Origin of the sequence: Streptomyces sp. NPDC127190, from assembly GCF_042672505.1 — a bacterium.
Taxonomy (GTDB): domain Bacteria; phylum Actinomycetota; class Actinomycetes; order Streptomycetales; family Streptomycetaceae; genus Streptomyces.
This window is the reverse complement of the sequence record NZ_JBHXVE010000024.1, coordinates 77391-90969: the sequence shown is the minus strand read 5'-3', so window position 1 is coordinate 90969 and position 13579 is coordinate 77391. Positions and strand designations below refer to the sequence as shown.

General features: G+C 71.3%; 11 protein-coding genes. 7 read left to right on the top strand and 4 right to left on the bottom strand.

Annotation, left to right across the window (positions count from 1 at the left end):
• Positions 1-40: 40 nt before the first annotated feature.
• From ACFVIU_RS29940 to ACFVIU_RS29930, 3 genes are read right to left on the bottom strand one after another with little or no spacing between them, the layout of a single operon-like run.
• Positions 41-2125, bottom strand: coding sequence for a dipeptide ABC transporter ATP-binding protein (locus ACFVIU_RS29940; protein WP_385846313.1), 2085 nt, complete (start codon positions 2123-2125; stop codon positions 41-43).
• The gene (locus tag ACFVIU_RS29935; protein ID WP_385846347.1) at positions 2122-3012 is read right to left on the bottom strand and encodes an ABC transporter permease; all 891 of its coding nucleotides are present in this window, start codon (positions 3010-3012) and stop codon (positions 2122-2124) included. Before ACFVIU_RS29935 ends, ACFVIU_RS29940 begins: the two co-directional genes overlap by 4 nt.
• A 40-nt stretch (positions 3013-3052) precedes the next feature.
• Positions 3053-4036 (bottom strand): ABC transporter permease, encoded by a 984-nt coding sequence (locus ACFVIU_RS29930; RefSeq protein ID WP_385846312.1) that lies wholly within the window; start codon positions 4034-4036, stop codon positions 3053-3055.
• 413 nt (positions 4037-4449) lie between these two features.
• Here ACFVIU_RS29930 and ACFVIU_RS29925 point away from each other — a divergent pair, with 413 nt between their 5' ends.
• The 6 genes from ACFVIU_RS29925 to ACFVIU_RS29900 are packed head-to-tail and all read left to right on the top strand — an operon-like array spanning position 4450 to position 11282.
• Positions 4450-5241: a GntR family transcriptional regulator gene (locus tag ACFVIU_RS29925; protein WP_385846311.1), complete on the top strand. Its 792-nt coding sequence runs from the start codon at positions 4450-4452 to the stop codon at positions 5239-5241.
• Between the two features lie 39 nt (positions 5242-5280).
• Positions 5281-5508 carry a ferredoxin family protein gene (locus ACFVIU_RS29920; protein ID WP_055491243.1) on the top strand — a complete coding sequence of 76 codons (228 nt, stop codon included), beginning with the start codon at positions 5281-5283 and terminating at the stop codon, positions 5506-5508.
• 15 nt (positions 5509-5523) lie between these two features.
• Positions 5524-6867, top strand: a complete 1344-nt coding sequence (locus ACFVIU_RS29915) for an ABC transporter substrate-binding protein (protein WP_385846310.1) — start codon at positions 5524-5526, stop codon at positions 6865-6867.
• Entirely contained in the window at positions 6864-7751 is an 888-nt protein-coding gene (locus ACFVIU_RS29910; protein WP_385846309.1) for an ABC transporter permease, read from the top strand. Before ACFVIU_RS29915 ends, ACFVIU_RS29910 begins: the two co-directional genes overlap by 4 nt.
• On the top strand, positions 7735-8523 hold the full coding sequence (locus tag ACFVIU_RS29905) for an ABC transporter ATP-binding protein (protein WP_385846308.1): 789 nt from the start codon (positions 7735-7737) through the stop codon (positions 8521-8523). The genes ACFVIU_RS29910 and ACFVIU_RS29905 overlap by 17 nt, the downstream gene beginning before the upstream one ends.
• Positions 8524-8534: 11 nt before the next feature.
• On the top strand, positions 8535-11282 hold the full coding sequence (locus ACFVIU_RS29900; protein ID WP_385846307.1) for a fumarate reductase/succinate dehydrogenase flavoprotein subunit: 2748 nt from the start codon (positions 8535-8537) through the stop codon (positions 11280-11282).
• 72 nt (positions 11283-11354) lie between these two features.
• Here the strand turns inward: ACFVIU_RS29900 and ACFVIU_RS29895 are convergent, their stop codons facing one another.
• Positions 11355-12119: an amino acid ABC transporter ATP-binding protein gene (locus ACFVIU_RS29895; protein WP_385846306.1), complete on the bottom strand. Its 765-nt coding sequence runs from the start codon at positions 12117-12119 to the stop codon at positions 11355-11357.
• Positions 12120-12540: 421 nt separating this feature from the next.
• On the opposite strand from ACFVIU_RS29895, the gene ACFVIU_RS29890 reads away from it, so the two are divergent.
• A complete protein-coding gene (locus tag ACFVIU_RS29890; protein WP_385846305.1) occupies positions 12541-13578 on the top strand; it encodes an ABC transporter substrate-binding protein in 1038 nt (345 codons plus the stop codon).
• The last annotated feature ends 1 nt before the right edge of the window (position 13579 follow it).

The following is a 13579-nucleotide window of genomic DNA, read 5'->3' as shown; positions in this document are numbered from 1 at the left end:
TCCTTAGAGGTCGGTGAGGGACAAGGTCGCGGGCCGGTGTTCAGACGCCGTGGCAGGCGTACTGATGGCCGGGGGACCCGGCCGCGGAGGTCGGCACGGGGGGCTGGGTGCGGCAGCGGTTCTGCAGTTCCTCGCCGGCCAGCCGGTACAGCGGGCAGCGGTCGACGAAGACACAGCCCGCGGGCATGCGCGCGGCGTTCGGCTGCTCTCCCGTCAGCACGACGCGTTCGCGGGTGCGTTCGCGCCCGGGGTCGGGGATCGGGATCGCCGACAGCAGCGCCCGGGTGTACGGGTGCTTCGGATCGGAGAAGATCGTCTCGGTGTCTCCGCTCTCGACGATGTGCCCCAGGTACATCACCGCGATGCGATCGGAGATGTACCGGATCACGGCCAGATCGTGGGCGACCACGAGGTAGGCGAGGCCGAGTTCGCGCTTGAGCCGCGCCAGCAGGTTGATCACTCCGGCCTGCACGGAGACGTCCAGGGCGGAGAGCGGCTCGTCGAGCGCGAGCAGCTTCGGCTCCGTCGCCAGGGCGCGGGCGATGCCCACGCGTTGGCGTTGGCCTCCGGAGAGTGCGGCCGGGAAGCGGTCGCCCACCGAGTCGTCCAGCCCCACCAGGGCCAGCAGTTCGTGGACCCGTGCGCGTATCGCCTCGCGGTCTCGCCCGATCGCCCGTAGGGGTTCGGCCAGCGAGTGGAAGACGGGCATCCGGGGGTCCAGGGCCCCCAGGGGGTCCTGCATGACGATCTGTACGTCCTGCCGCAGCTCCCGTCGGCGCGTCCCGGTTGCGTCGGTGCCGACGTCGATGCCGGAGACCTCGATCCGGCCGCCTTCGGGCCGTCTGAGCCGGAGGATCTCCATCAGGGTCGTGGTCTTGCCGCTGCCGGACTCCCCGACCAGGCCGAGCGTCTCCCCGGCGCGCAGTTCGAAGCTGACCTTATTGACGGCGTGCAGCGTGCCGACCCGGCGCTTGAGGAGGGCGCCCTTGGTGACGGGGAAGGTCTTGACGAGGTCCTCGACACGCAGCACCACCTCGCCGGCCCCGGCACCACGCGGGGGTGCGGGCGGGTCGACGGGCGCGACATCGCCCGCCGGGTCCAGGGATCCGTCGGCGATCTCGGTGGCGCGGAGGCAGGCCACGTCTCCGTGCCCGGTGACATGGCGCAGCTCCGGTTCGTCGGAGCGGCAGGCGTCGAGGGCGACGGCACAGCGGGGCGCGAAGGGGCAGCCGGCCGGGAGGTCGACCAGGGCGGGGGGCTCTCCGCCGATGGGCACCAGGGGGCGGCGGGAGCCGCCGTCGACGGTCGGCACGGCGGCCAGCAGCCGGGCGGTGTACGGCATGGCCGGCCGGCGGAAGAGTTCCTCGACGCCCGCGTGTTCCACGAACCGGCCGGCGTACATGACGGCGACGTCGTCCGCGTGGCCTGCGACGACCCCGAGGTCGTGCGTGATCAGGACGAGACCGGCGCCCGTCTCCCGCTGGGCCAGCCGCAGCACGTCGAGGATCTGGGCCTGCACGGTGACGTCGAGTGCGGTGGTGGGTTCGTCGGCGACGAGCACGGACGGCCGGTTGGCGATGGCCATGGCGATGACCACGCGTTGGCGCATGCCTCCGGAGAACTCGTGCGGGAAGGCGGCGGCCCGGTTGCGCGGGTCGGGGATGCCGACGAGATCGAGCAGCTGCACGGCCTGTTCCCAGGCCGCCCGCCTGGTCAGGTCCTGATGGACGCGCAGGGCGTCGGAGAGCAGCCTGCCCACCGAGAAGATCGGCGTGAGGGCGGACAAGGGGTCCTGGAAGACCATGCCGATGGAGTTGCCGCGGATCTTGGACAGTGCCCGGTCGTCGAGGCCGATGAGGTTCTGTCCGCCGAGCAGCACCTGGCCGCGCAGGTCGGCGGTGGGCGGCAGCAGGCCCATGACGCCCATCGCGGTGGCCGACTTGCCCGAGCCGGATTCGCCGACGATACAGAGGGTCCGGCCGGGCAGCAGGTCGAAGCTCACGCCGCGCACCGCCTCGACGGTGCCCGCCTCGGAGGGGAAGGAGATCCGCAGATCCCGCACGGAGAGGACGGGAGTCGCGTCGGCCGGTGCTGCCGGGGCGGGCAGCGGGGTGGCGAGGGTCATCGTCGGCCTCCTGCCGAGCCGGTCACCGAGGTGGGGTCGAGGGCGTCGCGCAAGCCGTCGCCGATGAAGGTCATCGACACGGTGAGCAGGACGACCAGACCGGCGGGGAAGGCGAAGAGCCAGGGGGCGCTCGTGACGGTGGTCGCGCCGTCCGCGAGCATCGTGCCGAGGGAGACGTCCGGGGTCTGGACGCCGAACCCGAGGAAGGAGAGGGCGGTTTCGCTGAGCACGGTCGCCACGACCCCGAGCGTCAGGTTGACGATCAGCAGGGAGCCGAGGTTGGGGATGATGTGCCGGAAGATGATCCGCAGCGGACCGACCCCCATGAACTCGGCCGCCTTCACATAGTCCCGTTCGCGCAGTGAGGTCGAGACGGACCAGATCACCCGGGCCGTGGACATCCAGCCGAACACGGTCAGCACGACGATGAGGACCCGCCAGTCGCCGGCCAGCCGGTGGGAGACCAGTGCGAGGATGAGGAACGAGGGCACGATCAGCAGGAAGTGGATGACGGCGAGGGTCACTCGCTCGACCCGGCCCCCGAAGTACGCGGCGCCGGAGCCGATGATCGCGGCCAGGACAATGGTCAGGACCGACACGGTCACGGCGATCGTCAGGGAGCGCTGGAGCCCGTGCACGGCACAGGCGTAGATGTCGTTGCCTCCCTGGTTGGTGCCGAACCAGTGGAGGCTGCTCGGAGGCTGGGTGAGGGCGGTGAAGTCGGTGTCGGTGTAGGCGTAGGAGGTGAACCGGCCGCCGAAGGCTGCGAACAGCACCAGCAGCGCGAAGATCGCCACTCCGACGACGGCGAGGCGGTTGCGCAGGAAGCGGCGCAGATAGAGCCGGCCGAGGCCGAGGTTCGAACGCTTCCGCGCGGTGGTGGCGATGTGCTCCGCGACCGGACGGGAAGGGGCATCGGTGCTCACGTCAGCTCACCCGCACTCTCGGGTCGAGGAAGACCGTGGCGATGTCCGCGAGGATCGCGCCGATCGCGGTCAGAGCCGCGGCGAAGGCGGCCGTCGCGACCGCGCCGTGTACGTCGTTCTTGCTGATGGTCTGGATGAAGTAGCGGCCCATGCCGTTCCAGCCGAAGACCGTCTCCGTGATGACGGCACCGGTGAAGATGGCCGGGACACTGAACGCCACGGACGCGGCCGTCGGGATGAGCGCGGCCCGCAACGCGTGCCTGCGGATGGCCTGGGCGCGGGTGAGGCCGGTGGCCTGGGCGGTCCGCACGAAGTCGGCGTGGAGGGTGTCGAGCAGGAGCGAACGCTGCGTCAGGTGATAGCCGACGTAGCCGATCAGCGTGAGCGTCAGCGTCGGCAGGATCAGGTGCAGCAGGCGGTCACCGATCGTGGGGAGCAGTCCTTCGACGCCCGGCGAGTTCTCCCCCGCGACATAGAGGAAGTGCAGCCCGGCGTGCTGGTTCAGCCAGATGGCGACGAAGACCACGACGAGGGCGGCGACGGAGGTGGGGACGTTGAACACCACGATGGACACGGCCTGCGAGATCCGGTCGGCCCAGCCGTACTGCCGTGCGGCGGTGTAGACACCGAGCGCGACGCCGAGCACGACGGACAGCACGGTCGCGATGACGACCAGCTCCGCGCTGATGAGGGCCCGGTAGCCCACTTCGCCGTTGACGGAGACGCCGGTGGGGGACTTTCCCCAGTCGAAGCGCAGGACGACCGAGGTCAGCCAGTCCCACCAGCGGTGCGCCAGCGGGACCCTGGGGTCCAGGTTGTACGGCGCGAGGGCGCGGTCGATCTGTGCCTCGCTGCGGACGGGCCGCAGTTCCTTGAAGTTCGACCGCGGGTCGAGGAACCAACTGGCCAGGAAGTAGGTGGCGTTCGTCGCGACCACGATCATCAGGAGCCAGCCGACCGCCTTGCGCATCACATAGCGGGCCACGCGCGGCACCTCCTCGCCCCACACGAGATGTGTGCTTCCGGAGCACCGAGGAGACAGGTCGAATACATGCGCGGTGAGGCTTTCTGGGGCTGTGAAGAGGACGTGGAGGTGTACACGTCAGCTTGGTCCGCGGTGTGGCGCGGCACCAGGTTTTGCCTGGCGACGCCATAAAGTCGTCATGTTGCCGTAGCACACAGTCCGGCATACGGAGCGATTCGGATGCCGTGCGAGGTGGGCGCGGCCGGTTCGGCGAACATCCCGGCCGCCCGATGTCTCACATGATGGGAGGCCGGACGGCGGATGCTCCCACCGTCCCGCTGAAAGCCCAGGTCAGCGACGGTTCCCCCAGTCCGTCAGGTGGCGCAACAATCCAGCAACACCACGATTCCCAGCGGATGGCTATGGTTCGGGCCATGCCGCCCACCGACCGCATCCGAGACCACGCCGGCCAAGGCGCCGCGACCACGGTCGCCGCCCACCGCAGCCGGCGCAGGCTGCGCGCCGACCGGGCCAGGCAACTCGCCGACCTGCTCCGGCGCCAGCTCCTCAGCGACGCCTTTCCGGACGGTGCGCTCCCCCACGAGTCGACCCTCGCCACCGAGTACGGCGCCTCGCGCAACACCGTCCGCCAGGCCCTCGACCTGCTGCGCACCGAGGGCCTCGTCGAGCGCCAGCCCGGTGTCGGCACCCTGGTCGTGGCCCGCAAATACCCGCATGGTCTCGACCGCCTGATGGGCCTCGCGGAGACCCTCCGCGAACACGGCCGGGTCACCAACGAGGTCCGCACCATGGGCCCCGTCCCGGCCCCCGCCCCCGTCGCCGACCGACTCCGCCTGCCCGCCGGCGCCGACGTCCTCTACATCGAGCGCCTGCGCCGCCTCAACGGCCTCCCCCTCTCCCTCGACCTCACCTACATCCCGCTGGACATCGGCACCGCGCTGCTGACCGCGGACCTGGAGAACACCGACGTCTTCCGCCTGCTGGAGGCGGTCTGCGGGCTGCCGCTCGGCCATGCCGAGATCACCCTGGAGGCCGTCAACGCCGACGCCCACTCCGCCGCCGTGCTCGAGGCCCCGCACGGCTCGGCCGTCCTGATGCTGGAACGCCTCACGCATCTCGCCGACGGCCGGCCCGTCGACCTCGAGTTCATCCGCTTCCGCGGCGACCGCATCACGATGAGCGGCCTGCTGCACCGCTCCGTCTGACGTCATCCCCGAACAGCTCGACATCCACTGGAGACAGCCATGCCCTTGGCGCCCCAGCGGGCCGACGTGCCCGTGACCATCGACGAGTCGAAGTGCATCGACGGCTGCACGCTCTGCGTGGACATGTGCCCGCTGGACTCCCTCGCCATCGACGTCAGCAGCGGCAAGGCGTACATGCACGTCGACGAGTGCTGGTACTGCGGCCCGTGCGCGGCCCGCTGTCCCACCGGAGCCGTCACGGTCAACATGCCCTACCTGCTCCGTTGAGAGGCCCCAACTCCCATGAAACGCACGGCAGTCGCACTCGCCGCATCCGCTCTGCTGCTCCCCCTGTCCGGCTGCGGCGGCAGTGCCGAGGCGGGTGGCGGCTCCACGGTCACCGTCACCGTCGGATACCAGTCCAAGACCGTCAACACCGTCACCGCCGGCACCCTCCTGCGCTCCCTCGGCTACTTCGAGAAGCAGCTCAACGCCCTTCATGACGGAAGGACGTACAAGGTCGACTGGCAGGACTACGCCACCGGCGCGCCCATCACGGCCCAGATGACCGCCGGGAAGATCGACATCGGCTCGATGGGGGACTTTCCGCTGCTCATCAACGCGGCCCGCGGCAAGCAGCTGGGCCGGCCCACCCACCTGGTCTCGGTCACCGGCTACAACCTCAAGGGCGGCCTGAACACGGTCGTCGTCGCACCGAATTCCACCCTCACGTCCCTGAAGGACCTGAAGGGCAGGAAGGTTTCCACGAGCGTCGGCTCGGCCGCCGACGGCACCCTGGTGCGGGCCCTGCAACGGGCCGGCATCGCCCCGGACACGGGGATCGAGAAGCTGAACCAGCAGCCCGCGGTGGGCGCGTCGGCCCTCTCGGCGGGCAGCGTGGACGCGCTGTCGCAGTTCGTGGCCTGGCCCGGCCTGCTCGCCTACCAGGGCAAGGCGAAGGCCCTGTACGACGGCGCCCAGCTGGACCTGCCCACCTTCCACGGCGTCACCGCCCGCGAGGACTTCGCCCGGCAGCACCCCGCCGTGCTGGAGGCGTTCCTGAAGGCCCAGGCCGAAGCGACCGACTACCTCGACGCCCGTCCGGTGGACGCCGCCGAGAAGGTCGCGAAGGCCACCGGCCTGCCCGCCGAGGTCGTCTACCTCTACAACGGCGCCCACGGCATCGCCACGTTCGACCCCGCCGTCAAGCCGCAGCTCGTCTCCGCGCTCGAGCAGGACGTGTCGGTGCTGAAGGCGGCCAAGCTGACCGGCGACATCGACGTGAAGGCCTTCGTCGACGACCGGTACGTCAGGAAGGCCCTCGGCGCCGGTTACGCGGGGCGGCTCGCCGCGGCCCCGCCCGCCGCCGCGAGCGAGGTCTGGCCCAAGGGGGCCACGAAGACCCGGAGTTTCACGTCCCCCACCCGGCTGCTCGCCTATGTCGCCCGGCACAGGGACGGCATCCGCGCGGCCTATGTCCCCGACGCCACGACCGGCACCCTCTGGTTCGCCGACAAGGCCGTCTGGGTGGCGGACGGCGCGCAGCTGCTGCCCTTCGTGGCCCCGGCCACCGCACAGGCCTATGTGGCCGGTCACAGCGGGGCCCGGGTGATCACCTACGCGGACGCCCTGGGGCGGGCCTCATGAGCGGGTACCCCCGGCGGACGGGCCGGCTCGTGCTGCGGGCCGGCTCGCTGGCCGCCGCTCTCGGCCTGTGGCAGCTGCTGACCGCGCTCCATGTGGACGTGTGGGTGCGCTTCTCGCAGTTCCCGACGGTGACCGATGTCGCCCGGACCTTCGCCGACCGGCTGTCCGGCGCCGACTACTGGACCGACCTCACCCACAGCCTCACCCGGATCCTGACCGGCTTCCTCCTCGCCGCCGTCCTGGGCGTGGCCACCGGCGTGCTCGTGGCACGCTCGCGGCTCGCCGAGGACCTGCTCGGCCCGGTCCTGGAGGTGGTGCGGCCCATCCCCGCCATCGCCCTGGTCCCGGTCGCCATCCTCGCCTTCCCCTCCAACGAGCAGGGCATCGTCTTCATCACCTTCACCGCCGCCTACTTCCCGGTGCTGGTCTCCACCCGGCACGCGGTGCGCGCCCTGACCCCGGTATGGGAGGAGGCGGTACGCACCATGGGCGGCAGCCGGTGGCGGATCCTGCGCTCCGTCGTCCTGCCCGGCGCACTGCCCGGCATCTTCGGCGGCCTCTCCGTCGGCATCGGCGTGTCCTGGATCTGTGTGATCTCCGCCGAGATGATCTCCGGCCAGTACGGCGTCGGGTACCGCACCTGGCAGGACTACACGATCGTCAACTACCCGGGCGTGTTCGTCGGCATGGTCACCATCGGCCTGCTGGGCTGGCTCACCACCACCGCCGTCGAACTGCTCGGCCGCCGCCTCACCCGCTGGCTGCCGCGCACGTCGTACGTCCCCGGCACCCGGCCCCGGCCCCGGCCGGACCGGGCCCTGACCGTAACGTCCCCCACCGAACCCGCGCCGGCCGAGGAGGCACGCGATGAGCACCTCGTCTGAGACCCGACCGGCCGGGGCGAGGGGCGGTCCGGCGGCCCCGCGCGGCGCCCGCCTCACCCTGCGCGGCGCCGTGCTCGGCCGGCCGGACGCCCCCGCCGTGGCCGACGTCGACCTGGACGTCGCCGCGGGCGAGATCCTCACCGTCGTCGGCCCCTCCGGCTGCGGGAAGTCGACGCTGCTGCGCACCTGGGCCGGGCTGCTGCCCCCGCTGGACGGGGCGGTGGAACAGGACGGCCGGCCGGTGACCGCCCCGGGCGCGGACCGGGCGCTGATCTTCCAGGAGGACGCCCTGCTGCCCTGGCGCACCCTGCGCGCCAACGTCGAACTGCCCCTCGCCATCCAGGGCCTGCCCCGGACGCGACGCAGGGAACAGGCCGAGATCTGGCTGGCACGGGTGGGACTCGCCGACCGGGCCCGGCAGCTGCCGCACCGCGTCTCCGGCGGTCAGCGCCAGCGCACCCAGCTGGCCCGCGCCCTCGCCGGACGCCCGCGCGCCCTCCTGATGGACGAGCCCTTCGGCGGCCTCGACGCCCAGACCCGCGCCGGCATGCAGGACCTGCTGGTGGACGTGTTGCGCGGGACGGGCGCGACGGTCGTCTTCGTCACCCACGACGTCGACGAGGCCCTGTTCCTCGGCGACCGCGTGGCCGTGCTCGGGGCGGGCCGCCTCGTCGCCGTACGGGACGTACCGCGTCCGCGCGAGCGCGGCGCGCACGACGATCCGGCGCGCACCGCGCTGCGGCGCGACATCCTCACGTCACTCGGTTCTTGAAAGGCACCCTGGTGGACACCCCTCTGGAGATCCCGGCACTCACCGACGCCGAGGAGCTGACCTGCGACGTCCTCGTCATCGGGGGCGGCACGGCCGGCACCATGGCGGCGCTGACCGCCGCCGAGCACGGTGCGGACGTCCTGCTGCTGGAGAAGGCGCACGTACGTCACTCCGGCGCACTCGCGATGGGCATGGACGGCGTCAACAACGCGGTCGTCCCGGGCCGCGCCGAACCCGACGACTACGTCGCCGAGATCACCCGCGCCAACGACGGCATCGTCGACCAGACCACCGTCCGCCAGACCGCCACCCGCGGCTTCGCCATGGTGCAGCGGCTGGAGTCGTACGGGGTCAAGTTCGAGAAGGACGAGCACGGCGAGTACGCGGTGCGCCAGGTCCACCGCTCCGGCTCGTACGTGCTGCCGATGCCGGAGGGCAAGGACGTCAAGAAGGTCCTGTACCGGCAGCTGCGGCGGCGGGAGATGCGCGAACGGATCCGGATCGAGAACCGGGTGATGCCGGTGCGCGTGCTCACCGCCGAGGGCCGGGCGGTGGGAGCGGCCGGCTTCCACACCCGCACGGGCGCGTTCGTGGTGGTGCGCGCGGGCGCCGTGATCCTGGCGACCGGCGCGTGCGGCCGGCTCGGCCTGCCCGCGTCCGGCTACCTGTACGGCACGTACGAGAACCCGACCAACGCGGGCGACGGCTATGCGATGGCGTACCACGCGGGCGCGGAACTGACCGGCATCGAGTGCTTCCAGATCAACCCGCTGATCAAGGACTACAACGGCCCGGCCTGCGCCTACGTCGCCAACCCGTTCGGCGGCTACCAGGTCAACCGGCACGGGGAACGCTTCGTCGACTCCGACTACTGGTCGGGCCAGATGATGGCGGAGTTCGCGGCGGAGGTGGCGTCGGACCGCGGCCCGGTGTACCTGAAGCTGAGCCACCTCCCCGAGGAGTCGATCACGGCCCTGGAGTCGATCCTGCACTCCACCGAGCGGCCCACCCGCGGCAGCTTCCACGCCGGCCGCGGCCACGACTACCGCACCCACGACGTCGAGATGCACATCTCCGAGATCGGCCTGTGCGGCGGCCACTCCGCCTCCGGCGTCCGCGTCGACGACCACGCCCGTACGACCGTTCCCCGCCTGTACGCCGCCGGCGACCTGGCGTGCGTACCGCACAACTACATGATCGGCGCGTTCGTCTTCGGCGACCTGGCGGGCGCGGACGCCGCCCAGTACACGCCCTATGAAGGGGAACTTCCCGCCGGGCAACTGCGCGAGGCGCACGAGCTGATCTACCGCCCGCTGCGCAACCCCGACGGCCCGCCGCAGCCCCAGGTCGAGTACAAGCTGCGCCGTTTCGTGAACGACTACGTGGCGCCGCCCAAGTCCGGCGCCCGGCTGTCCCTCGCCCTGGAGGCGTTCGAGCGGATGCGCGCCGACATCGCCGCGATGGGCGCGCGCACGCCGCACGAGCTGATGCGGTGCGCGGAGGTCACGTTCATCCGCGACTGCGCGGAGATGGCCGCCCGCGCTTCCCTGGCCCGCACGGAATCCCGCTGGGGCCTCTACCACGACCGTCTCGACTACCCCCGCCGTGACGACGCGTCCTGGTTCCACCACCTCGACCTGCGCAAGTCCGCCTCCGGCGCGATGGAGTTCACGGCACGCCCCGTGGCGCCGTATCCGGTGCCGGTACCCGGCTTCACCCCGGTCGGCGGCCCCTCACGGCACCTCGGCGAAGTCCACCCGGAGCAGGTGGCGACGGCGGGACCCCCGCAGGCGGCCCCGACGACGACGCGGCCGGACCCCGCCCCCGCGGCCACGGCTGGCCGCCCCGGTACGGAGGCGGAGGCACCGGCCACGCCGCGCCTCCTGGAACTCCTCGCCCTCACCGAGGACCAACCGGAACTCGCCGTCCTCAGGCCTTACTTGGCCGACCCCGAGCCCGCCGTCCGCCGAACGGCCATCGCCGTCCTGACGGAGACCACACCGCCGGGCACCGGAGCGGCACTGGCCGCGGCGCTCGCCGACCCCGACGCCGGCGTCCGCGCCGCCGCGGCCGCCTCGCTGCGGGAACTGGCCGAGACGCTGACCCCGGAACCGGTGCTGCGGGACGGTCTCGTCGCGGCCCTCTCCGAGGCCGATCCTGTCGTCCGTGCGGCCGCCCTCGACATCCTGCGCGGCCTGCGCGCCGGGGACGCGGACCTGTTCGCGGCCTTCCTGTCCGACTCCGACATCGCCGTCCGTATCGCGGCCGTGCGGGCGCTGGTGTCGGTCGACGCCGTCGCGGAGGTCGCCCGCGAGGCGGCCACCGAGCCGTCCCGCGAGGTCCGCGTCACGATCGCCAAGGCCCTGGCCGGCGTGGCTCCGGGCCGGGACCCGGACGTGGTCCACGCGGCCCTCGCCGGGCTGGCCGGAGATCCCGACGCCCTGGTGCGCGGCGCGGCCTACGAGGCCCTGGGCACGGCCGGCTGCCCGGCGCCGCTCGCCGTACAGGCCGAGTCCGCGCTGTCCGACCCCGCCTGGCAGGTGCGGGCTGGCGCCGCCACCGCGCTGTCCGCCGCGGACCCCGGCGTGGCCGTCCCCGCGCTCGCCAAGGCCGTGGCCGACCCCAACGCCGACGTCCGCAAGGCCGCCGTACTGGCCCTGACCCGGCATCGCGCCGCCGAGGAGGCCCGAGCGGCCCTGGCCACGGCGACGGCGGACTCGGACGCGGACGTCAGGGCCTATGCGGCGCGGGCACTGTGACGACGGTCGTCCTGGTGCCGACGCGGCCGCCGGTTCGGTGGTGCCGCCGTCGGACGACGGAGTGAGGGGCGGTCAGAGGACCTTGGAGAGGAAGGCGCGGGTGCGGTCCTGGCGCGGGGCGTCCAGGACGGCCGCGGGCGGCCCCTGCTCCACGACGACTCCGCCGTCCATGAACACCACGGTGTCGGCGACCTCGCGGGCGAAGCCGATCTCGTGGGTGACGACGATCATCGTGGTTCCGGTACGGGCGAGGTCCTTGATGACGTCGAGGACCTCGCCGACCAGTTCCGGGTCGAGCGCCGAGGTGGGCTCGTCGAAGAGCAGCACCTTCGGTTCGAGGGCGAGCGCGCGGGCGATGGCCACGCGCTGCTGCTGGCCGCCGGAGAGCTGCCGCGGGTAGGCGTCGGCCTTGTCGGCGAGGCCGACCCGCGCCAGCAGCCGACGGGCCGTGTCCGCCGCCTCTCCGCGGGGCCGGCGCAGCACGGAGACGGGGGCCTCGACGAGGTTCTCCAGCACGGTCAGATGCGGGAAGAGGTTGAAGTTCTGGAACACGAACCCGATGTGGGTGCGCTGTTTCAGTACGTCCCTCTCCCTCAGCTCGTGCAGCTTGTCACCCGCGCGGCGGTAGCCGATGAGTTCGCCGTCGATGCTGATCCAGCCGCGGTCGACCTTCTCCAGGTGGTTGATGGTGCGCAGCAGGGTGGACTTTCCGGAGCCGGACGGGCCGAGGATCACGGTGACCTCGCCGGTGCGGACCTTCAGGTCGACGCCGCGGAGCACGTCCAGCGGACCGAAGCTCTTGTGGACGCCGTGCACGTCCACCATGACCTCACTCATCGGCTGCCTCCCAGGGGTTGCAATTACTTGAGCAGGACGTCTCGCGTCTCGTCAACCACGGCCCGAATACCGGACGGAAAGCCGGAGATTGTGAACGCAGCACTTCACCCACATGTCGAACGTTGAGAATGTGAGACCGACGCGCAGGCGCCGTTGACTTGGCCGAATTCCGCTGCAAGTCTCTTGGCTGTGAGCACGTTCGAGAACCTCTCCGCCCTCTGTCCTGCCGGTCCCTGTACCCGCTGACAGACGCAGCTCACCCGCGCTTCCTTTCACGAATCGGCCTCTCCGTCAGGCCGTGTCCGCGCAATTCCCGGGCCCCCCACAGCCATTTCTGCTGGGCTTGTGCGCTCTGTTCACCGTATTCGGCAGTCGCCGTACGCACTCCAGTCGCTCCATCGAACTCGAACAGGACCCATCCATGGGCACGACGGCATCGACTCGACGCCGGTTTCTCTCTCTGCTCGGCCTTTCTGCGGTGGCCGTGAGCTGTGGCACGAACGCGAGCGGAGCCTCCTCCGGCAAGGGAGGAACCACGACGCTGCGCTACCAGGGCTGGGCGGGCCAGGTCATCCTGCCGGAGCTGGCCGAGGACCTCGGCTACCTGGGCGAGGTGAAGCTGAAGTGGATCGGCAACACGATCAGCGGGCCGCAGGACATCCAGTCCGCTGCCACGGGCCAGGTCGACTTCGGCGGGGCCTTCAACGGCGCGGTCGTGAAACTCGCGGCGAACGGGGCCCCCGTGAAGGCGGTCATCAGCTACTACGGCTCCGACAAGTACGCCTACAACGGCTTCTACGTGTCCGAGGACAGCCCGATCCGGTCGGCCAGGGACCTGATCGGCAAGAAGGTCGGCATGAACACCCTCGGCGCCCATGCCGAGGCGATGCTCGACATCTATCTCCAGCGCGGCGGTCTGTCCCGGGCGGAGATCGACAAGGTCGAGCCTCTGGTGGTGCCTCCGGTCAACACCGAGCAGACACTGCGCCAGAAGCAGATAGACGTGGCCGTGCTCGGCGGCATCCTGCGCGACAAGGCCCTGGCAGCCGGCGGCATCCGGCCGCTGTTCACCGACTACCAGCTGCTCGGCGCGTTCAGCGCCGGCACCTATGTGATGACCGACCGCTTCCTGAAGCAGAACCCCGACACGGCCCGGGCCTTCGTCACCGGGGTCGGAAAGGCCATCGAGTGGGCCCGCACCACTCCGCGCGGCGAGGTCGTCGCCCGGATGACGGACATCGTGAAGAAGCGCGGCCGTGAGGAGGACACCGCGCCGCTGAAGTACTGGCGCTCCTTCGGCGTCGCCGAGACGGCGGGCCGGATCACCGACAAGGAGTTCCAGCTGTGGATCGACTGGCTGGCCCAGCGCGGAGACATCAAGAAGGGGCAGGTCAAGGCGGCCGATCTCTACACCAACGAGTACAGCACGGCTTCTTCCTCCTCGACGAGCGGGAGCTGAC